The sequence below is a fragment of the Bacteriovorax sp. As-1 genome (assembly GCF_058446905.1).
In genome coordinates, this window is record NZ_CP184341.1 from 1,774,715 (window position 1) to 1,797,003 (window position 22,289).

Here is a 22,289-nt window from a genome sequence, read left to right on the forward strand (position 1 = left end):
ATATAATTATAAATATTGATAACGAGGTACATATGCTAAAAATCTTAATTTTGTTTACCCTGACTTTGAATGTCGTCTTTGCAAAGGATCGATTTTCAAGTGACGACAGAAAAAAATTTTTAGATGAAGTGAAGCAAGAAATTGCAGAACATAAAGTTGAAAATAAAGGACGCGTTGATCTTCAGATTATTAAGCCAGGTCTTTATGCTGAGCTTGAGGAATATTTAAAACAAGAGAAGTTCACTCGTGATGAGATGCTTAAAATTAAGCAGAACTATGAAGCTTTCTCAAAAAATCCAGGTGTCTCACCAGATAGAGTAGAAGAAGCTTTTTATGCTTTCATCGAAAGAGAATTAGACGACATTAATAAGAAGGCACTCGCTAAAGTAGCAGAAGGAAATGTTTGTAATACCTGGAGCTGTGAAGACGGTCTTAAGTGTGCACCAGATCCAGTTCAAGTGGCCATTGGAAAAGGAAAGAAGGCCGGAGATAAATGTGCTGAAAGTTCAGAGTGTGCTTCTGGCGAGTGTGTTGAAGAAAAAGCAGGATCAAAAGTAAAAGTATGTGAAGAAGTCTTCCGTTGTTATAGACCACTGGACCTTGGTCAGTCATGTATGGCCAACCCTGTATGTGGTGTTGGTATTTGTCTTCCTTATAACTCACAAACTTCAGGTATTGGAGAGTGTGAAGTTCAAGGTAAGTCTTGTAAGAAAAATTCTGACTGTTGTTCAAATTCGTGTAATGGCGGTGTTTGTAAAGCAAACTTTATCTGTAAAGACTGTGTAAGCACAGGAGGTAAACCTCAAAGAGGACAGAAGTGTTGCGAGGGGCTTTATATGAATGGTAATGGCGTGTGTGTTCCAGACGTTCCACCTTCGGTTATCCCACAAGTTCGCGTTTCACCAATTAAGTCAATCTTCGTTGCTTTCGCGAGCTTCTTCATCTCAACGGCAGATGCAGAAGAACTTGAGGACGAAGAGAAGTTCCTTAAGAATGGCGCTAAAAATGATGGCCTGGACCTGAAGTCTGGGATCATGTTAGATAAAGAAAAGTATAAAAATTTCCGTGCAGAATCCAAACAGGGAAATGAGCTGGATATGGACGAAAACAAAGCGAAACTAGTCTTTGATAAGAAGTCTAATTTCATTACTTGTGATATCCGCTTCAGAGACGACTTTTATAATGGTCTAAAAGCAAACGGAACGATGGACCGTGAGATCGCAATGCTGGCCTTTGACTTCGTGATGTCAGGGGAAGCAGATGCTGACTACTGGACGACAAATGGAAATGCAGAGACTTCTATCTATAGACGTTTGAAGAAAGTAGCAAAAGCTCACAGGTTAGTCCGTGCAGATACGAATAAGAAAATCGAAAACATTAATAAGAAATTAACTTGTATGTGTATCGACGTTCAAGGATATAACAAACAAACTGATGAATCGAAAAAGACATTCTTTAAAGAAAACTGTGAAGAGTACGCTAAGTACACTGATCCATCAACAAACTTCGATGAGCTTGACGGTGATGCTTCAGGTATCAAAGCAAAACGCCTTTTAGCAGTATGGACATCAAACCTATCGTCTTTTTATGCTTCATTAACAATTGATAATAATGAAGCTTATAAAGCACTTAGCAAAGTTTCTAATTGGGCGAGTTCTGGAGCTAAGTGGAGAGATACAAAAACTAGAAAGTATGAACTCTTTAAATTCAATATCAAAAATCCAAGCGGAAGTGTGGCCGGACTAGGGGCCTTAATTGGTGCCTTACTAGCTGCCGGGGTTATTGCTATCCTGGGTGGTTTTGCGACTACTTCAATTCTTTCGACATGGATGACTGCTGGTATTATCACTGCTTCGGCTGCAACGGGTGCCGGAGGATTGTGGATGATTGCTTCCCTTAAAGGAGCATGGATCCAGGTAGGTCCACAGATCAACGACTATGACATCCCTCCAAGAAGTTATTCTTGCGGTAAGAAAGAAACATGTATGGAGTATACGAGAACTCTAGTTCAGCCATACAACGACATTTGTAAGATCCACGCTTCAGCGAGTGCGTGTTTAAAAGCTTTCACAGTTATTAGTGAAGATAATGAGTCTCGTTACATTGTTGACCCATGGATTCCAGCTGGGGTTTCTAGAAATGCCATCCTTTCAAATCAACCGGTTTATGCTGAGAAGATTGAAGAAGGATTCCAGGCCGCTAAAAATGCCATGATCATGAAAAACCCAGGTGCAACTGGTGGTGGCGGTAAAAAAGGTGGCGGTAACTTCGTGTCTGAACTTTACCTGTCAGAAGTTTTCATCGACGCTAACATTCTTGGAAGCTACCTTCCAAGATTAGGACAAGATTTAGAAAAAACTTATTTCATGAACCGCGATAAAGTGAAGCTGATTAAGGATGCTGCAAAAGCTTTTGCAATCAGTGAAGGGTTCTTGAAAAAAACTGAAACAGCAAACCTTGAAGCTTTTGCTAACTATGCTTACGAATACCACTTCCTATGGCCGAAGAAATCGAATCCAGAAGAAATCAGTTATCCAACAATTGGTCTTCTTGATTACCTTCGTTATATGGCGATAGATATTGCAGGGATGCTGACAACAGGGCTCGCAAAAGAGACAATCAGTTTAAATAAACTGAATGCTCAGTATCTAAAAGACTATCTGAATAACTTAAAGCTTTATGCGGAAAAACCAATCAATCAGACAGATGCTGTTAAAAAAGCTCTTCTAGGTAAAGAGATTGATAAAACGCAAAAGGCCCTGGATAACCTTCTGACGATGAATGCTCTTATTGATAACTCTGCTCTTGATGGCCAGCTATCGAATTTAAGCTCAACGACAGTTGCGGAGCAGTCAAAACTGGCCGGTGCTAACGGGTCAGCTAATTTTTCAACAGACCAGGCAAATTTCTTAAAAGCGGTTGGTAACTTGAGAGCATCAAGAAAAGAGCAGTTAAAGGCACTTGATACCTATAATAAGGCCATGGCCTCTAACGGAGACAAAGAGCGTACTGCTAAAATGGCAGCGACTTCTAAGAAATTCAGTAAGAGCTTTGCAACCGGAAGTTCTGCATTTGGAAGTGGAAGTTCATTATTTGCTAGCGACAACTCTTCTGGAGCTAATTCAGATGCAAATGCTGCGAAAAAAGATGAGAAGAATAGTTACGGAAGTGGATCGAACTCAGCTTATGGGACATCTGGAACAGGTGCTTTATTTGGTGGAGGTTCGGGTTCAAGTTCATCAAGCAGTTCTAGCAACAACACTGCAGACTCTGGATCGGGCTTTGGATCGGGCTTTGGATCGGGATCAAGTGCAGCATCGAGTGCAGACCAAGATAGATTAGCGGACGCAATCGATGCAAGAAATAAAAACAAAGATCAATATCAGTCCAAAGATGGGCAGAGTTTATTTGAACAAGTAACTAATGCTTATATCAGAAACTACGATAAAGTATTGATCAGAAAGAAAGACAAGGATGTCATTGAAGACAATCGATAATAATGAATTAAGCTCGAGAATTGTTAACTTAGATTTCTTACGCGGCTTTTTCATTCTCCTGGCATTACAACAACATTTCACGTACTACATTAACATGTGGTACGTGGATTATTTTCGCGACACCATGGCCTTAACTAGCACCTACAGTGTGCATTTTCCCATGATCGGAAAACAAATCTCCAGCGATACATTGAACTACTGGTTTGCCATGGTTTTTACTCCATGGGTAAGCCAGGTTTATCTCACCATGGCAGCTTTTAACCTGGCCAAAAAAGACCAGCTCTCTTTTGGAGAAAGCTTGGGGGCAAGGTTTAAAGTCTTCGGGCTTATCTTTCTCTACTTTGTTTTTGAGAACTTTATTGTGGCCCCGAATTTCGGGCAGGCGATTTCATTTTATCCAATTATGCTGTGGATGGTGGTCCTTGGGGCGCTGTCTTTAGTTTATAAGTTCCTGGGAATCAGGGGAGTGTTGGTTTTGACCCTGCTTTCTTGTCTGCGTTTTATTATCCCGGTAGAGCTTATCTCAGATTTCTTAGAATCAATGGTAAGAAGCACGATCCATCCAGGATATGAGTACGATGCGCGCCTGGAGTACTTCATTCTTTCAGGATGCCTGGGTTTTATCATGGGCTACGTCCATTATCATCTTCCGATGTATAAATATAAAAAAGACTTTTTGTTTGCCGGGATGGGGCTTCTCTTGGTTTTAATTTATGTTCTTATCGGCGATAAGTTTGTCATGTACCGCGATGATTTTTTCAGGACTGAGCACGACTTGGCCCGCACTTTTTCAGGGACAGCTTATGTCCTGGGTATTCAAGCAATCGTGATCTCAGCTTTCTTGTGGCTGGAAAGGAAAAAAATTATTTTCAACGTCCCACTGCTTAACTGGATGGGAGTTTATTCTTTAATGATCTTTGCTCTTCATCGCATTCTTTTTGTGAAGGTGATAGCTCCAACGAGTGTCATGTTTGGCAGCTTGTTTGGGAGAGTTTTAACTGCTTCTACGCTTGAAATTTATATCTACATTTTTATTACATTGGCCCTTTGTTATTTTGTTAGAGTGTCGCCATTAAGTGACATTATTCTGCAAAAAAGAAGATAGGTAACAGTATGGACACGAGGTCCCAGCATTTGTTATTTGATGCCGTCTGTGAACGCGATTTCACAGATGCGGACATCGAACACATAAAAGATGTCATTGAAAAAAATCTGACGGTGGTGAGTAAGATTGAACATAAGTTTACTCCTCATGGAGAAACAATTGTTTTTATCCTGGCGGAGTCGCATTTTTCACTGCACACATACCCGGAAAATCGTTTTATCTCGCTGGACATTTATGTCTGCAATATGGAAACGGACCTAAAGAAGATCGTAAACGAAATCTCAAAGGTCGTGCCTTTTGAAAAGGTTGACCAGCGTTTTCTTTCTCGCGGAAAAATCGGGACACCTGTTACTTCAAACAATTTAAACCTGATCTATCTTGTGACGGTTATCACTGCTTGCTGTAGTATTCTTTATGAACTTCTTTTAGCTCAAGCTCTTTCAACGACGATGGGGAATACGGCCCTTCGCTACAACACAACGATCGGTCTTTATATCGCAGCCATGGGATTTGGTGCTCTTCTTTATAAAAAGTTTGTGAAACGAGACGTCTTGGAAGAGTTTGTTAAGTACGAGCTTCTTCTTTCTTTGGTCGGTGGATCGGCCCCTGTCCTGGCCCTGGTTTTCGATTATGCTTTTAACAACATCGCTAAAAGTAGTGGAGTCCCGTATTTTTCAAACTGGATTCAAATGCCACTTTTTACTCTAAATCACGTTTTGATTGTGGTGATTGGTTTCCTATCAGGCCTGGAGCTTCCGCTTCTTATTGATATGGGGAAAAAATTTGATAAGAGAAAAGGAAGTTATGTTTTAGCTTACGATTATTTTGGAACACTCATTGGAGCGATTCTTTTTCCTATTATAATTCTTCCTCAGTTGCATATTTTCACCATCGGTTATGTCGTTTCAGCAATGAATATCCTGGTGGCGTTATTTGTGATGATTAAACTTAAAATTGACAATAATAAGTACAAACTCTTTATTGCTGTAATGCTCATTGGATGGGCACTCTTGATTTTCAATTCAGACACAGTCAATGAAATGATTATCCAGAAATTTTACTTTGGTGGTCAGCCATGAATAGCGTAAATAATAGAAAAGCTGTAAAAATTGAAATACTGGCCATTACTGTTATCCTGGCCTTTTGTAGTATCGTCTACGAATTGCTTTTGGCCAACACATTGGCCATCGTGACTGGTAACTATATTTGGTGGCAGTCGATGACAATCGGTATTTATATCGGAGGTTTGGGGCTTGGGGCCTATTACTCAGATCGCCTGCGCGACACTTATAAGAGCATTATAAACACTGAGATTATTCTTTCATTTTTTGGGATGATCAGCGTAGTGTATGTTTACCTGCTTCATGGTGGGTACAAATATATCGACAACCTTTTCTTTTACACCGGAAATTACCACTCGAGCATTTATCTACAGAATCTTTTTGCTTTAAAGATTGTCTTTTTTGTCATGGTTCAGGCCCTGACATTTTTAATTGGTCTTCTTTCAGGTTTTGAAATTCCGTTAATGGTGAGAATTGCGGAAGATAAGCTAGGTGAAGAGAACGATAACGAGTATCAGATTTTTGGGATTAACTACATTGGAACCCTGGTAGGGACGACCTTTTTCGCTTACCTGCTCCTACCTAAATTAGATGTCATTAAAACGTCAGTAACCGTGGCCCTGTTAAACCTTGCTGTTTGTATTTATTTTATCGTGAGGTATCTAAAGGTCAGCAAAAAAGTTTATTATGCTTTTTCATGTGCCATTTTAGTCTTAGGGATCTTGATTAGCAGTAGTGAGCATAAGATCACTCAGACTTATTTAAAGATTTTCTACTACATGCCTAAAATCTTAGGTGAGAGTAAGCAGGAAGTTGAGAATCTCTATCATAAACTGGATCGTTTACCAGAAGTAGAGCGTTCAAAGTCCCTTTATCAATACCTGGATATTTTTAGTTATCCATTTGTTTATAACGGCGAGGTTAAGGACTCGACGATTTTAACCTTGGATACAAACTTTCAGTTTAATACAGCGACAGAGTTCCTTTATCATCAGGCCTTTGCTCACGTCTCAATTGCAGTAAATAAGAAAGTGCCTAAAAAAGTTCTGCTGTTAGGTGGGGGAGATGGTCTTCTTTTACGCGAGCTTTTAAAATACGATGAAATTGAATCCATCGACTTTATTGAGCTGGATGAAAAGATGCTCGATTTGGCCAAAGGGCGTTTTGCTGAACTCAATCAGCATTCTGTTTCTAACCCTAAAGTTAAAGTTCATATCAATGATGGTTTTTACTTCTTAAGAAACACAAATGAGAAGTTTGATGCCATTTTTATCGACTTCCCTTATCCAAACTCATACGACCTCGCGAGACTTTATAGTGTAGAGTTTTACACTTATGTCAGAAAGGCCTTGAACCCAGATGGATTTGCTATTTTAGATGCTCCTTTTTTCGATAAGGAAAACGAGATCAAAGATAACATTCGCGGTCGAGTCATGGTGACGACGATTTTTAATGAAAGAAACCTTCTCAATAACAGTGTTCTGGCCAGTACATTTTACTACGCTGGTTTCAAGACATTCTTCCCTTATCGTATTGCTGATGAATCTTTTCTATTTGTAAAGCAGGATGCTGGGGCCATTGATTATGATTTTATGGAGAAGTCGGATCTGTCGCGTTTAAGCAAAGAGACGATTATTGAAATGAACAATATCAAAAATCAGAACTTCCCTTATGAGATTTCTTTGAAGCACATCAATTCGATCTTTAAACCGGCCGTGGTGAAGAGAAACGAATTCTAAATACTGTCTGTCCCTGTAATGTATGGGGACAACAGGAATTTTTCAAATTCCACAGATGGGCGAGGCCCAATTAAGTACTGCAAGAAATCCTGGTGGGTGGCCTGGTATTCTTTTTGTTCAAATTTAAATTTGATCTGATCGCCGGTCATATCATATAGCTCGAGAGCTCCATCGCTGGTTTTTTGCAGGAACTCTTTTAAGGCCTGATAGTTTCCAAGGCGCATGAAAGCAGTAAAAAAGATATCCTTGTTACTTGAAAGAGAAAGTTCACTTTCTGGGAGCCATGTTTTAAAGCGCTGAAGAGTCTTCATAAGAGATAGGTATTGATCAGGGAGGCAGCCAATTTCATGAATAATATTTGAAAGATCTCTTCCTTTGTTAACGCAGAAGTATTGTTCTAATACTCCATCTGGATTTTTTCTGATATAAAGATCAATCGAGGTCATCTCTTTAATGATGGACCATTCTTTTTCTTCTCTTATAACTGTAAAAAAATATTTTTCATTAAACTGCGAATACACACCTCTCAGGGAATCGAAATCCTTAGGAGAGAGGTCTTTAAAAGTTGTCTTTTGAAATCCGACGGGGCGGTCATTATTAGTGAAGACAGCGTGTCCTGTTTCAATCAGTCCACCACTTAAGTGAAATCCAAATTTTTCATAGAGGCCGGTGATCTCACTCCATAAAATAAAGAGTGCACTCTCTTTAGAGTGTTCATTTAAAGCATGATTCATTAGACCCTTAAAAAGATCTCTCCCTCTATACTCTTTCACTGTTGCGATACCACCAATAAAAGCAACTTTGATTTGGTGATTATTTTTTGTCATCACTCTAGGGCAAACTGCTAAATGTGAAACCACTTGATTGGTTGCTGTATCCACATAGAGATAACAATTTTCAAAATTAAGTGGATCCATCAGTAGAGCGAAGTCACGCGCGAAGGAAAGTTCGCTTGAGTAGTGGAACTCCCTCTCTATAAGAGCGATCACACTCTCAAAATATTCAGGGTTGGCAGATAAAGTGGTAAGGGAAAATGATGAATCATTCATATATGTCTATTTTAAAGGCAATTAACTTCAAAAATGACCAATTTTCTTTCATCTTTTTTGGGTGAGGCTTTTTATCAAGTACTAAGTTTTCAATAAAAACAAATGTTTACACCATGGAAAATGTCTAAAAAATAGTCATTTTTTTCTAAAGTTATTTTGGAATGGCGACGAATAGTTAAACATGAAGCCGTGGGATATTTCCCACCGAGAGACATGATGTTTCTCACACCAGAAATCAAGGAGGATGTATGGGACTTCGAATTAACACGAACGTTGCGTCGTTAAACGCACAAAGGAATCTAGGTTCAACTAGAATTTCTATGAACAAGTCTTTGGAGAAACTTTCTTCAGGGCAAAGAATCAACAGAGCTGGTGACGATGCTGCCGGTCTCGCAATCTCAGAAAACTTAAAAGCGCAAATTAAAGGTCTAGGACAAGCGGAAAGAAACGCTGAAGACGGTATCTCTCTAGTTCAAATCGCGGAAGGTGCATTAGGAGAAGTTTCAAACATCCTAATCAGACTTAGAGAACTAGGAGTACAAGCTGCTTCTGATACTATCGGAGCAACAGAAAGAAAGTTCCTTAACGTGGAATTTGAGCAGTTAACTTCGGAAGTTGACCGTATCGCAAACTCTACAGAATTTAACCGCGTGCCATTACTTAACGGAACTGGTGCAGTGTTTGATATTCAAATCGGAACAAGAAACGATCCTATCTCTGACCGTTTAACGTTTGACGCTTCATCGGCTGACGTTAACGTGGCAGCTCTAGGTCTAAACCTTGCTTCAGTATCTGACAAAATTTCAGCTCAAAACTCTCTGACGTCAATTGATCAAGCGATCATTTCAGTATCAGGGATCAGAGCAGACTTCGGTGCTCTTCAAAACAGACTTCAGTCGACAGTAAACAACATTCAAACAAGTGTTGAGAACCTGGCCGCTGCAAACTCTCGTGTAAGAGACACAGACATCGCTGCAGAAACTGCAGAATTAACAAAACAGAACATCTTAATGACTGCTGGTACATCAGTTTTAGCGCAAGCGAACTCAAGTACAAACAATGCATTGAGTTTGATCCAGGCTGCTTCTCAGAGGTAATAACCTCTGAGGCATCTTCCACGCCTGCAAGTGTGAGTTGAATGCAAACCAGTTACTAGGATGAGAATTAAACTTTTGAGTAGTTGCTAAGTTTAGTTAATGGATACGTGTGTACTTTAAAATTTAAAAACAAATAATAACAAATTTTCTGAACAAGATGTTCGGAGTATTACCAGGAGGGGTTGCGTGACAGGAGAATAACAATGGGATTAAGAATTAATACGAACGTGCCTTCGTTATCAGCGCAAAGATCTCTAGGGATCAATACAAGAAACCTTAACGATAACCTTAGAAAGTTATCTTCAGGGGAGCGTATTACTCGCTCAGGTGACGATGCAGCAGGTTTAGCAATTAGTGAAAACTTAAAAGCACAGATACGAGGAATGAGACAAGCTAAGCGTAACGCTGGCGACGCTGTTTCACTGTTACAAGTGGCAGAAGGTGGGATGAATGAGATTTCTAACATCATTATCAGACTTAGAGAACTTTCAGTCCAAGCCGCTTCTGATACAGTGGGACCTACAGAGAGAGGTTTCTCAGACATTGAATTCCAAAATCTCAAAGAAGAGATCGACAGAATTGCAAAGTCTACAGAATTCAACGGAATCAAGCTTCTCGATGGTTCAGGCGGAAAACTCGAATTCCAAGTTGGAACAAAAAATGATCCAGTCCTCGATAGACTTCACTACGATGGATCTGGAGCGGACGCAACCCTCAAATCACTTGGTTTGGAGATTGATGGGGTGTCTACGAAAGAAGGAGCACAGCAAGTGCTTAAGAAGCTTGACGATGCCTTGGTGCAAATCAACGGTACTCGTGCAAACTTCGGTGCCCTTCAGAACAGGTTGCAGTCAACTCAAAACAACCTTGAGATCAGCGATGAGAACTTATCAGCTGCCAACTCAAGAATTAGAGATGTTGATGTAGCTTCTGAAACTGCCGACATGACAAAGAATAACATTCTTCTGTCAGCAGGTATTTCGGTGCTATCGCAAGCGAATCAGGCTCCAAACACCGCTTTAAAACTACTCAATGGATAATTCTTAGGAAAGTTGCTCCGAATGGAGCAACTTTCCTTATTTTCGTTTATACTAAATCTAAGAGGAAGAAAGTCATGTTTGATTTAAACAGCAGTATGGATAAAAGAAAAACGGTTCTCATAATGGGAATTACTTCTTTTGTTGGATCAAACCTGTGTGAATTTTTCCGTAAAGATTATAGAGTCGTTGGAACTTACCACCGCAAAGGGCAACCAATTCCCGGCGTACTCGCACTTCCTTGCGATGTTTTGAACAAAGATGAAGTGCAGTTAGTCCTTTATGCTTTTAAACCGGACATTGTTATTTATTGTGTTGGTTTAACTAGTCTTAAAGAATGTGCCGATATGCCAAATGCTTCTGATGCTCTCAATTCGGCCGGACTTTTTAATGTGGCCGAGATTGCTCCTCGTTACGGAGCAAGAGTCATTTACCTTTCTTCACAATTTGTTTTTTCTGGTGCCAATAAAAACTACAATGAAATGGATAACGCTGATGTTATCACTCAATACGGAAAGTCCCAGGCATCTTCAGAATTCTATCTGCAGAAGTCATCGCTAAACTATCTCATTGTTCGCTGCTCTAAAGTGTACGGAAGGGGAGTGAGCGCGCTTCGCGAGTCTTGGTTTGAAAAACTACAAAGAAACCTGAAGGCCAATCAGGCGGCCATTTATGATGACTTTGTTCACCAAGGTTTTGTTGACATTTATTACCTGGGAATGATCTTAAAAATGTGTATTGATAAGAATGTGGCCAACAGGTTGATTCACTTCGCTTCTCAAGACAACATGACTTATTATGAGTTTGCTAAAACTTATTGTGAGATCTTTCACGAATCAGAAAGCTTAATCAACAAAGGTAAGTGGCACTTGCCGATCTTAAAGAGCACATCTGTAGAAAGAGTGGATGAGCACCTTCACTACAAACTTGATGTCTTGAACATTGAGGGTCTTTTAAAAATCAAAATGCCGACAATTCGCGAGTCGCTGGAGTTTACACTTAAGCGTTTAAATGGAAACCGCACACCTGCTAAAGGTGTTGTGAATAAAGGCGAAGGTCTATCGTTTATTTAATGTCGTTCTAACTAGCGAGCAGAGTTAACAATAAACTCTGTCAGGTAGTGGCGAACCATTGCATCCAGGTCGACAACTTCATTGTTAAATCGCCATGTGATCTTATTGAAAGGTCCCATGTGTGCTCTGATTTCGTGAATCGTTGTTGAGCCGAATTGGTCATTGAAAGAAAGACGAGCACCGTAGATGTCTTTTCCGTTTGCTAAAAATCCAATAGAGATACAGTCGTTAGCTTTTCTAGCGAAAATTAAACGAAGTGAATTTCTAAACAACATGAAGTCATTAACAGTATTTGAAATTTTAAAAAGTTTGATGGCCGCACTTGAATTGCTGCGTCCACGGTACTCATTAAATTTTGTCATGTAAGCTTCGAAGCGATCGCGAATATCATTCATCAATGCAATTGAAGACTCTTCAAGTAGCAGAGCAGGGTTTAAGTGCCCGTTGATGTTAACAATACCTGACTCGTCCATGTTGATTTCATCCATGGCTAAGTTTTCAATCCAAGAGTAGTTAAGTGGCTGGTATGTTTGATTATTTTCGATCATAGAAAAATGATCGGCGTATAGGGACATGCTGTCAAGAATTTAAAGGGGCCTAGTGGTGGACTTACTTATCAGGTTCCGCCCATTTTTGAATAGGTGGCTGCAGTTAGTAGTCTCTTTAGGCTTCTCACTGAAAAAACCCTGAGGGTTTAATATGAGCTTGCTCACCGTGACCAGGGACCGCTCCCGAATAAATCTTTATAGAGGAACCAGCTTAAATGCCAACTCCTAGACCCACTTTCATTATACACCTTTGGCAATTGACCCTCTAGGAAAGTTTTTTCCATGTAAGTATTTTTAATGGGTTAGATAAAAAATAGCTAAAAGATCGGGGATTCAGCAAAGAAATCCGACTCTAATGGTAAAATAATAGAGCAAAGAGCTAAAGATCCCGTGTGAAGAAACCGAGGAGTATCTTGCGTGAATTTCGTAAGTGCAGGAGACAGTAGTATGAAGAAGTTAATTGCATATTTGAAGGATGAAAGCGGACAAACATCTACAGAGTACATTCTACTCGTAGCTGTTGTTGCGATGATCATCTTTAAATTCAAGAAGACCGGGGGAGATGCCCTTGATGGTCTAACTACTAAAGTATTTGGTAAAGCAGAAACTATGGTTGATGGTATCGACGTAGGTAACTAGTCGAAGACTTTCGCTGCAATAGTTCTCTTTTGCCTTACTTTTCTACGATCATGTAGCAGTCGGCAACATATGCCTGCTGTTGTCTCTTTCTCCTCAATCTTTGATCCTTAAATCATGAAACTTAAAATCCGTATGAGGGCCTCTGGTCAGGCCCTCATCGAATATCTGCTCATATTTTGCTTTATGACGTTTATTTCTATCAGCATGGTAAAAGGGCTGAGTAAGACTATGTTTGCCTCTGTCGGGGCCATTGGTTATGAATTAACGGAGCAACTTACGGTAGGCGTCTGCAAGGAGCTTTGCTTCTTTAAAGGCTATGTTAATCAGGAAGAGTAAGCATGCTGCCAATTGTGGTCTATATTTTTATTTCGATCCAGCTGCTCTTTGTTGCTTATATCGATTTTAAATCCAAGAAAATTTCCAATATGTGGATGCTGATTAACTTTTTGTTTTTCTGCCTCCTGACTCTCATCTTCCCTCACGTTTACGTTTGGTCTGTACATACATTTATTTTCCCGCTGATTTTTTTACTGGTGGGTTTCATGCTCTTTATCATGAACATCATGGGGGGAGGAGATTCAAAATATCTTTCTTCGCTGTATCTTTTAGTGCCAGTTCAGTTCCAGGAAACGACCTTTACTTATCTTTTATATGCAACGGTTTTAGTAGGAAGCTCATTACTTTTATTTAATGTGCTTAAACACCTTGATATAATCATAGTTCATTTTAAAATGAGAGATATCGCCGGGATCAAGAAGATCTTTGGTAAGAAGTTTACTTATGCACCAGTAATCTTTATCGCTTGGATGTGGTTCGGATGGCAAAATTACAAAATTCTTTCTTTCTAAAAGACGAGAAAGGGCAATCCGTTGTCGAGTACATCCTGTTACTAGTCGTCGTTAGTGCTCTTTCAATCACAGTGCTTAATAATAAAAAATTCAAAGAGTTTGTCGGCGGAGAAACAGGTCTTTTTGTCGCCATTAGAAAAAGCATGGAGTACTCATACCGCTATGGAAGAGAACTCAATGCGGATGCAGATTACGATTCAGCGATGAGCTTTAATTATCAGTCTAATAAGCATGACACTTATTTTAATACCAAAGAAAATACTTCACGATTTTTTGGTGGGGCGGAGCCTTATGGGAAAAAATAAGTTCCGTCAAAATTCAGGTCAGTCGACGATAGAATTTCTCATGACCTTTACGGCGGCCGTAGGATTTATTTTCGTCTTTTTAAAAATGGCCTTGAACTACACTGACGGATACATGGTTCATCATGCTACTTTTCTTGCAGCTCGCAGTTACCTGGTTGCAGATGCTGACCGCGATGATATTGACGAAGGTGACCGCCTGGCAAAAACAACTGCAGAGAGAGTGTTTAATTCCTATCTGCCAGACGGGCTGATAAAGGGAGTCACCGGTGGTGATTTAAAAGAAAACAGTCCGAACCCGACAACAACTAAGTTTCGTGCTTTTGTTGGTCTTTACATTGAATACGCCCAAAGATTTTCGATCGGGTTTGTCGGTGGAAAATCCAATGTTAACTTCAGGTCGGAAGCTTTTTTAGGAAGAGAGCCAAGCAGGTCTGAATCAAAACAACAAGTCTGCGCGGCGATCAAGTCGCTGGGGTTAAGCCGCTGTGACGTTCATGTCACCCTGGAAGATAATGGGGGATGATATGAAGACTATTTTAAAAAACCAGAAAGGTCAGGCAATCTTTGAACTCATCATCTTTTTGCCGTTCCTGATTTTTCTCTACACGATTTATTCGACGACGGGAAATGCGATCAATGGTTCAATTAACCAGCAAAAAGCAGTACGCGGGTATTTTTATGGTCTGCTTAGGGGAAATTCTTATATCAACACCACAACTGATTTGGACGAATTTTCAGAAAAAGCTATTTCTGTAGTCGGTTTTTCAGCTCTGGGATGGAGAGAGAAATCGGCCTCTGGAGGTCAGCGCTCATTTGCTCCATGTTTTAGATTTTCTTCACTTTTAAAAAACGATTCGAGCGAAGAGTGTGATTCTAAAGAAAGAGATGAAGACAATGATGGACAGCCTATCAGCCGCTATGTCCGAGTGTTTACGTTTTATGGAATATGTGGTCCGGTTTACAACAAGATTTCCGATGGGGGAGCTGGTAACTACTACGACATCAATCCGGCCCAACAAAATAACCCCGGAAACTGCATCCTTTCCAACTAGGCCCTACTAGTCAAATTCTTCCCTTCCGCAAATTTTTTCCTAAATTTTGTTACTATTTAAAAAGCTAGTTATTTAAACAGGTTGGGAAAAAGTATGAACACACGCGCCCTCACTTTGGCCATTGCAATCGCAGCTTTTGCGATGATGATGGTTTGGACATATCTCGAAGATCAAAAAAGCGCGATGACAAAAGAATACGGTATTCCAATGTCTGTTGTTGTTGCAAAAAATGATATTCAAGAACTCGACCTGATCGATGACTCAAAAGTTGAAGTTAAAACTGTTCCTGCAAACTTCCTGGCACCAGGGCATTTCAAAACAATTAAAGAATTAGAAAACACAATTGCGACTGTTCCTATTATCAAAGGCGAGCAGATCACAAAACCACGTGTAACTTATCCCGGAATTAAAACAGGTCTTTCACGCCAGGTTTCTGTTGGTAAACGTGCTGTTGCGATCAACATCACTGAGAAAGATGCCGTGGGAAGATTGATTAAGCCAGGAGACCGCGTAGACGTTCTGGCGGCGATTGATATTTCTCAAGGGGCGAGAAAAGATTTACAAAAAACGAGAACATTTCTTCAGGACGTTCTGGTTCTTTCTACCGGGATGAGTATGACTAACTCAATCCCTATGTACGGGGTTGAAACACCTAAAGTTATCCGTACGATGAACTTAAATACATACACGACTTACAATACGATCACACTTGAACTTGATCCGTACGATGTGCAGAAGCTTGCTTTCATGCAGGCCTACGGTAGCGGTACTTTATCGCTGTCACTGAGAAACAATGCGGATAAAGAACCGGTGAGATTAAGAGCAACACAAATTTACGATGTACTTGGAGAGGATGCCTCTGAAGCCAAAGGTTTCTTCTCTGAGAAATATTTAAAAGAGTCTAAAAATGCTCAATAAATTTTTTATTATTCTTTTTTCATGGGTACTAATCGCACTTCCTGTGTTTTCTCAGGATGGGGATCCTAATGAGTCTTTGAAGGAAGTCGAAGTTATTGTTGGTTTGGAAAAAATCATCACGCTTGATTTCGTTCCAAACTCAGTTATTAAAATCGCTAACGAGAACTTAGTTTCATATCAGCTCGTTCCGCAAAAAAAGCAGATTCTTTTAACCGGGATTAAAGCAGGAGATACGACCCTAACAGTCCGTGACTTGGCCGGAGATATCAAGGCCCGTTATCTTTTAAAAGTAACGGCATCTGATCAGTCTAAAGTTGTTGTTCAGTTAAAAGAACTTTTAGGTGATGTTGAAGGTTTGGAAATTGGTATTAAAGGGGACGCCGTTTTTGTCGGCGGACAAATTGTTGTTCCAAGCGATATTGGTAAAGTTGTTGTTATCCTCGAAAAATATCCTGATGTTCTTCGTTTGGTTGAACTCTCTCCACAAACTCAGCTGGTTATTGCTAAGAAAATGCAGGATGAAATGCAAAAAAGTACACTTCGCGACGTTACTGTTCGAGTGGTAAATGGAACTTTTTGGATTGAAGGGGTTGTTAACTCACAGGAAGAAAGTAATAAGGCCGAGCAGATTGCCCGCGCTTATCTTCCAGATCAGATTCAGAACTTGGCAAGACGAACAGATACTGTTCAGACGACTAAAAAACCTCCATTTGAAAACTTGTTAACGATCAATACGAAACCAAAACCAGAACCTCTGGCGAAACTTTTTAAGATCACGGCCCAGTTCGTGGAATTAACAAAGGCCTACGATAAGACTTTTGGTTTTAGCTGGACTCCAACAATTGGTAGCGGTGGTGGATCAATCCAGGTTGGTAAAAACGGTAGTGGTGGAGTGGCCACTTCATCTCAAGGGACATTATCAGCGACGATCTCTAATCTTTTTCCGAAATTAAATTCGGCCAAGAGTGCGGGGCACGCTCGTGTTGTTCAGTCCGGGGTTATCATTGTTAAAGACAATGTTGAAGGTGCTATCAATAAAACTTCAAAAATCCCTTATGCCATCGGCACAGGAGACAACCTGAAGAGTGGTACGGCCGTATCAGGGTTTGAGTTGCGAATCACTCCCAATATGCTTCAGGAAGAAAAGATTAATTTAAAAATGGTTATCTCAGTTAAGGCAACAACGGGCGATTCCGTCCCCACAGAATTAGATAACACTGTTAACACGCAAATTATTGTGAAGTCACAGGAATCGGCAGTTGTCGGGGGTGTTGTACAGAATAAATTTACAACTGACTATGATAGAGACCCTCCTGTTCAGGAAACGATTGAAAATGGTTCAGCGCTGTTTTCATTCTTAAAGTCTAAAAAATACTCTACTAACCGCTCTCAGTTCGTCATTTTTGTGACTCCAGAAATTATCGAGTCAGCTTCTTCAGGAGCACAGGAAGTAGAAAGAAAGTTCAGGAAAAGGAGCAGATAGTGGCCGGACACATAATTTCAATCATCGGGGGTAAAGGAGGACTTGGTAAGTCGCAGGTTGCGGCGAACTTGGCCTTTGCTTACGCGATTGAAGGAAAAGTTAAAACGCTTCTTTTAGATTTCGATCAAAAAGCAAGCGGAGACCAGGACTTCATCACCGGGATGAAGGGGAAGAAGAATTTAAAAGAACTGGCGGATTTCAAAGGGGCCGTTGACCCGAATTCTATCCAGCAGTTCGTTAATATGAATCAAAACGTTTTCTACATCGGGATGCCTAACGACCCGACAGCTTCAGAAGGAATTGAAGTTGAAGCTTTAGGAAGAACTCTTAAGGCCGTAACTAATATTTATCCAATAACTATTATCGATGCAGGAAATGAGCTGACTCCGTTGGCGATAAAAGCACTAGAGTTCTCAACACTCATTTTTGTTGTGGTGACACCGGATATTCTTGCGCTTAACCAGACGAAGAGATTGTACTCTGACCTGGTGACGATGATGTTTCCTAAAGACATGATCCAATTTGTAATCAACCAGGCCCAGCAAGGCCACCCGGTTACAAACGATGTAATCGCCAAGACATTAGGAAAGCCTGCTTTTAGCGTTATCCCTCGCGATGATCAAAACTGTACGCTGGCCCTTAACCAGAAAAAACCGGTTATGCTGGTAGCGAGAAACAGTAACTTTGCTAAAGGTATCGTTGATACAGTCAGACGTCTCAATGAAAAAAGTATCCTAAGAGCACTTGAAAAGTTAAATAAACCTTCTGAAGTCGGTCAGAAGAAAGCTGATCCCGCAGCGGCTGCCGGAGCTGAAGGTGGACCGACTAAAGGTGGAAAGAGCCCTTGGACAGATTTAAAATCGCGCATTCACCGTGCTCTTGTTGAAGAGATGGATTTAAAGAAAGCAGACGATAACGATCCCAAGGCGCAGATCATTTTAAAAGAGCAGACAAAAAAAGTTGTCGTTGAACTCTTAGGAAAAGAAGACACGAAGGGGATTTTAAATACCCGCGAAGATATGAACCAGATCGTAAAAGAGATCCTGGATGAAGCTCTGGGGCTTGGGCCGCTGGAAGATCTTCTTCGTGATAAGAGTATTTCCGAGGTCATGGTTGTTGGGCCTTATAAGATTTATTACGAGCAGGGTGGAAAGCTTAAGCTTTCTGAAATTACTTTCACTAACGACCGCCAGGTTCTAAACGTTATTGAAAGAATTGTTGCTCCGATTGGTAGACGTATTGATGAAAAAACACCTTACGTTGATGCCCGCTTAAAAGACGGGTCCCGCGTTCACGCTATTATTCCTCCATCATCAATTGATGGATGTACGATTACTATTCGTAAATTCCCAGAGAAACGTCTGACGTACAAAGACCTGGTTAAATTCGGGTCAATGACAGAGAACATGGCCGATTTTCTTCGTATTGCGGTAGAGGCCCATAGAAATATCATCGTTTCTGGTGGTACTGGTTCCGGGAAGACGACGCTGATCAACGTTCTTGGTGGGTTCATTCAATCAAATGAACGTATTATTACATGCGAGGACTCGGCGGAATTGAACTTTCCGCAAGAGCATATTGTTCGACTTGAAACGCGTCCACCTTCATTGGAAGGTGATGGTGCAATTGATATTCGTTGTCTGGTAAAACAAACACTGCGTATGCGTCCAGATAGAATTGTTGTTGGTGAGTGTCGTGGTGGTGAAACTCTGGATATGTTACAAGCAATGGGTACAGGTCACGACGGCTCAATGACAACTGTCCACTCGAACAATCCACGTGAGTGTATCGGGCGTCTGGAAACACTTGTTCAATACGCCGGAACATCAATTTCTCCTCGTGCGATTAAAGAAATGATCGCCAATGCTGTTCATATGATTATTCAACAGTCACGTCTTGATGATGGATCGAGACGAGTTATGTATATAACTGAGATTGCGGGAATGCAGGGAGATACTGTTATCCTTCAGGATATATTCTTATTCATTCAAAAAGAAATTGATAAGAACGGAAAAATCCTTGGAGAGTTCCAGGCCACAGGATTTATTCCTAAGTTTATCGAAGTTCTGGAGAGAAAAGGTTACAACGTTCCAAGAGGGATCTTCAGCAACCGTCCACCACAAGGAGCGCCAGCAGCAGCTGCGCCTGCAGCGGCGGCACCGGCAACTGCTGGAGCACCGAAACCACCAGGGAGTGGAGGAGCAGCACCAACAGGTGCAGCAAAACCACCGGTGAAGAAATAGGTAGGGCATGAGTTTTTTCTTAGATTTGGTTGGCCGAAACGGACTCATCTTTGTGGTGGGAATGATGGTCTTCGCTCTAAGTTACAAGTATTCAATCAATATCTTCGACTGGATCGAGCGCCAGACCTATGGGACGCGCACGTATATTACAGAGAAACTTGAATTCCTTTTCATTGAAATCCCTCAAGACAGGCTAACGTATATGCTTTTGGCCTCTTCAGTGGGGCTTGGTTGTTTTATCTTTTTATTCATTGGTTTTTTTGCCAGCTGGATTTTAGGAGCTATTCTCGGTGGGATCATGGCCTTTATTGGCTTTAAGGCCCCGAGATGGATTATTGATTACATGGTGGAGAAAAGAATTAAGGCCTATTCACTGCAAATGGTGGACGCCCTTCAGCTTCTTTCCAATGGAATCCGCGCCGGTCTTTCGGTTCCTCAAGCCATCGGGATGATTGTTGAGGAAATGCCCGCCCCTATCTCTCAAGAGTTCAATGTGCTTCTTCAACAAAACAGAATCGGGATGCCGTTAGAAGAGTGTTTTGAAAACCTCGCGAAACGCGTGCCCCTGGAAGACAACGACATGTTCGTGTCTGCTGTGAATATTCTAAGGGAAACCGGGGGTAATCTTTCGGAGGTTTTTGATACGATCGTTGATGTAATCCGCGAAAGGGTAAGACTGCAACAAAAAGTTGACACTTACACTGCACAGGGGATGTTCCAGGGAATGACCATCGGGGCAATGCCGTACCTTCTGGGATTCGTCTATTTCCTACAAGATCCCAAGTCAATGACTCCGTTATTTACGACTCCGCTGGGTCTAGTATTTTTATTTGTAGCCTTAATCTTCGATATAGCAGGTATTTACGTTATAATGAAAATTGTAAAAATTAAGATCTAAAGAAATTGTTCAATTATACCGAATAATTAACTGTATTTTTCTAACAAGGAATGTGAATTATGAGTTTTAAAAAATCGCTGATAGCACTCTCTCTAATGCCGATGATGGCGTTTGGTGGTGTTAACTTAAAAAACGGAAACTTTTATATCACCTACACTGATATCATTGCTCCTGGTGGAGACCACGATTTAGAGGTGACGAGAACATATAACTCTAAGTCAACAGATAATGGCTGGTTTGGTTTCGGATGGGGATCTCTCTATGAAACAAAGCTAATGGTTTCTGCAGACGGATCAGTAGTGGTAATGGAAAACGGATCGGGAGCACAGACTCGTTTCGTTCCGAAAGAAGCAATCAACGTAGAGATTTCTTCTAAGAAAATTATCGAAGCTATGAAGAAAAAAGAACCGGTAAGTGACGTTATGGTTCAGTCGCTGATGAAGCGTTTGAACAGCGATGCTGAGCTTCGCCAGTTCTACTCGAAAAAATATAATATCGAGACAGTTTTAGCTGACGGAACAATGCTTTACTCAAATGACCGTGGAATCCAGACAATGGTGAAGGAGAAGACGGGATATAAGAGAACAGGTTCAGACGGGAAAGTTGATTACTTCGACAACGTAGGTAAATTGACAAAAATCTCGGATAAAAATGGATACAGTATTTCATTCGAATACAAGGGAGAGCAACTGTTTGCGATTAAAGACACGCAAGCAAAACAAATCCTTTTCGAGTGGTACCCGGATGGGAAAATTAAATCTGCAGCTTTCACTGGAGATAAAAAAGCGACTTACGCTTACGATACAAAAGGTAACCTTTCTACAAGTACAGACGTAGCAGGTAACACTTATAAGTATGACTATGACAGTAACCATAACCTAACAGGCATCACGTATATCGATACAACGAAGATGCAAGTGAAGTACGACAAGAACTCGTTTGCAACAGAAGTTATCGAAAGAAACGGGGAGTCTACTAAGTACAAGTACGAAAACAACCCGAAGAACCCGGATTTCCATTACTGGACAACTGTAACAAAGAAACCAGTAGATGGACCTGAGTCTTCAAGCCGTTACGAATACGAAATTAAGACAAAACCAGATGGTCAGCAATACACATACAGAATTGCGACTGATGTAGATGGAATCAAAACTGAGACGATTTACTCTGAGTGTTGTTCTCTTCCACTTAAAATCACTCGTGGAAAAGACGTAACAACTTTCGAATACAATGCGAAAGGACTTCTTACAAAGAAAACATCAACTCGTGGAGAGTATGTTGAACTTGCTTATGACGACAAGATCAACAAGATCACAAGAGTTGTAAACAATGACGGCTGGACGAACTTCCAGTACGACAAGATCGGAAACCTGGCAAAAGCTGTTAATAGCGCAGGGAAATCAGTTCTTCTGATTTACGATCGCTCTGGAAAGATCACAAAAATGATCGACCAGGAAAAAGATGATGCTAAGACGAGAAGAACACTTTCTTTTAAGTACAACTCACTTGGGAAACCAGTTGAGATTGAAATGGAGAATGTGGGAATCATCAACGTAGCATACGATAACTACGGTGAAATTAAGAAAGTTGAATCAAAAGCAGGCGCGAAAATGGCCCTACAAGTGACACAGGCATTCCAGTCACTTCTAAGCATTGTTAAACCTGCAGGTGTTAACTTAAATATGTAATGGACCTGG

20 protein-coding genes are annotated in these 22,289 nt (G+C 40.7%); 18 read left to right on the forward strand and 2 right to left on the reverse strand.

Annotated elements, in window-relative coordinates; all coding sequences use genetic code 11:
* Positions 1–32: 32 nt before the first annotated feature.
* From ACN20O_RS08985 to ACN20O_RS09000, 4 genes are read left to right on the forward strand one after another with little or no spacing between them, the layout of a single operon-like run.
* Positions 33–3,497, forward strand: coding sequence for a hypothetical protein (locus ACN20O_RS08985; RefSeq protein ID WP_491639170.1), 3,465 nt, complete (start codon positions 33–35; stop codon positions 3,495–3,497).
* A complete protein-coding gene (locus ACN20O_RS08990) occupies positions 3,481–4,602 on the forward strand; it encodes a hypothetical protein (protein WP_491639172.1) in 1,122 nt (373 codons plus the stop codon). The genes ACN20O_RS08985 and ACN20O_RS08990 overlap by 17 nt, the downstream gene beginning before the upstream one ends.
* Positions 4,603–4,610: 8 nt before the next feature.
* On the forward strand, positions 4,611–5,681 hold the full coding sequence (locus tag ACN20O_RS08995) for an S-adenosylmethionine decarboxylase (RefSeq protein ID WP_491639174.1): 1,071 nt from the start codon (positions 4,611–4,613) through the stop codon (positions 5,679–5,681).
* The gene (locus ACN20O_RS09000) at positions 5,678–7,402 is read left to right on the forward strand and encodes a spermidine synthase (protein ID WP_491639176.1); all 1,725 of its coding nucleotides are present in this window, start codon (positions 5,678–5,680) and stop codon (positions 7,400–7,402) included. Before ACN20O_RS08995 ends, ACN20O_RS09000 begins: the two co-directional genes overlap by 4 nt.
* On the opposite strand, the gene ACN20O_RS09005 is transcribed toward ACN20O_RS09000, so the two are convergent.
* Positions 7,399–8,451 carry a GNAT family N-acetyltransferase gene (locus ACN20O_RS09005; protein WP_491639178.1) on the reverse strand — a complete coding sequence of 351 codons (1,053 nt, stop codon included), beginning with the start codon at positions 8,449–8,451 and terminating at the stop codon, positions 7,399–7,401. The two genes, ACN20O_RS09000 and ACN20O_RS09005, sit on opposite strands and share 4 nt — an antisense overlap.
* A gap of 248 nt (positions 8,452–8,699) precedes the next feature.
* On the opposite strand from ACN20O_RS09005, the gene ACN20O_RS09010 reads away from it, so the two are divergent.
* From ACN20O_RS09010 to ACN20O_RS09020, 3 genes are all read left to right on the forward strand, one after another.
* On the forward strand, positions 8,700–9,548 hold the full coding sequence (locus ACN20O_RS09010; protein ID WP_102241987.1) for a flagellin N-terminal helical domain-containing protein: 849 nt from the start codon (positions 8,700–8,702) through the stop codon (positions 9,546–9,548).
* 203 nt (positions 9,549–9,751) lie between these two features.
* Positions 9,752–10,588, forward strand: a complete 837-nt coding sequence (locus ACN20O_RS09015; RefSeq protein ID WP_491639180.1) for a flagellin N-terminal helical domain-containing protein — start codon at positions 9,752–9,754, stop codon at positions 10,586–10,588.
* Positions 10,589–10,662: 74 nt separating this feature from the next.
* Positions 10,663–11,658 carry an SDR family oxidoreductase gene (locus ACN20O_RS09020; RefSeq protein ID WP_491639182.1) on the forward strand — a complete coding sequence of 332 codons (996 nt, stop codon included), beginning with the start codon at positions 10,663–10,665 and terminating at the stop codon, positions 11,656–11,658.
* A gap of 11 nt (positions 11,659–11,669) precedes the next feature.
* On the opposite strand, the gene ACN20O_RS09025 is transcribed toward ACN20O_RS09020, so the two are convergent.
* A complete protein-coding gene (locus tag ACN20O_RS09025; RefSeq protein ID WP_102241990.1) occupies positions 11,670–12,206 on the reverse strand; it encodes a hypothetical protein in 537 nt (178 codons plus the stop codon).
* Between the two features lie 417 nt (positions 12,207–12,623).
* Between ACN20O_RS09025 and ACN20O_RS09030 the strand changes: the two genes are divergently transcribed.
* The 11 genes from ACN20O_RS09030 (at position 12,624) to ACN20O_RS09080 (ending at position 22,280) form a co-directional block, all read left to right on the forward strand.
* On the forward strand, positions 12,624–12,845 hold the full coding sequence (locus ACN20O_RS09030) for a Flp family type IVb pilin (RefSeq protein WP_491639185.1): 222 nt from the start codon (positions 12,624–12,626) through the stop codon (positions 12,843–12,845).
* 114 nt (positions 12,846–12,959) lie between these two features.
* Positions 12,960–13,181, forward strand: a complete 222-nt coding sequence (locus ACN20O_RS09035) for a hypothetical protein (protein WP_491639187.1) — start codon at positions 12,960–12,962, stop codon at positions 13,179–13,181.
* Between the two features lie 2 nt (positions 13,182–13,183).
* On the forward strand, positions 13,184–13,693 hold the full coding sequence (locus tag ACN20O_RS09040) for an A24 family peptidase (protein ID WP_491639189.1): 510 nt from the start codon (positions 13,184–13,186) through the stop codon (positions 13,691–13,693).
* Positions 13,663–13,998, forward strand: coding sequence for a Flp family type IVb pilin (locus ACN20O_RS09045; protein WP_102241994.1), 336 nt, complete (start codon positions 13,663–13,665; stop codon positions 13,996–13,998). The genes ACN20O_RS09040 and ACN20O_RS09045 overlap by 31 nt, the downstream gene beginning before the upstream one ends.
* The gene (locus tag ACN20O_RS09050; protein WP_491639191.1) at positions 13,985–14,521 is read left to right on the forward strand and encodes a hypothetical protein; all 537 of its coding nucleotides are present in this window, start codon (positions 13,985–13,987) and stop codon (positions 14,519–14,521) included. Before ACN20O_RS09045 ends, ACN20O_RS09050 begins: the two co-directional genes overlap by 14 nt.
* A gap of 1 nt (position 14,522) precedes the next feature.
* Positions 14,523–15,050 (forward strand): hypothetical protein, encoded by a 528-nt coding sequence (locus ACN20O_RS09055; protein ID WP_491639193.1) that lies wholly within the window; start codon positions 14,523–14,525, stop codon positions 15,048–15,050.
* Positions 15,051–15,143: 93 nt separating this feature from the next.
* A complete protein-coding gene (gene cpaB / locus ACN20O_RS09060) occupies positions 15,144–15,968 on the forward strand; it encodes a Flp pilus assembly protein CpaB (RefSeq protein WP_491639195.1) in 825 nt (274 codons plus the stop codon).
* On the forward strand, positions 15,958–17,451 hold the full coding sequence (locus tag ACN20O_RS09065; RefSeq protein WP_491639197.1) for a secretin GspD/PilQ domain-containing protein: 1,494 nt from the start codon (positions 15,958–15,960) through the stop codon (positions 17,449–17,451). The genes cpaB and ACN20O_RS09065 overlap by 11 nt, the downstream gene beginning before the upstream one ends.
* On the forward strand, positions 17,451–19,694 hold the full coding sequence (locus ACN20O_RS09070) for an ATPase, T2SS/T4P/T4SS family (RefSeq protein ID WP_491639199.1): 2,244 nt from the start codon (positions 17,451–17,453) through the stop codon (positions 19,692–19,694). The genes ACN20O_RS09065 and ACN20O_RS09070 overlap by 1 nt, the downstream gene beginning before the upstream one ends.
* 7 nt (positions 19,695–19,701) lie before the next feature.
* On the forward strand, positions 19,702–20,592 hold the full coding sequence (locus ACN20O_RS09075; RefSeq protein ID WP_491639201.1) for a type II secretion system F family protein: 891 nt from the start codon (positions 19,702–19,704) through the stop codon (positions 20,590–20,592).
* Positions 20,593–20,651: 59 nt separating this feature from the next.
* Positions 20,652–22,280 carry a DUF6531 domain-containing protein gene (locus ACN20O_RS09080; RefSeq protein WP_491639203.1) on the forward strand — a complete coding sequence of 543 codons (1,629 nt, stop codon included), beginning with the start codon at positions 20,652–20,654 and terminating at the stop codon, positions 22,278–22,280.
* Positions 22,281–22,289 lie beyond the last annotated feature (9 nt).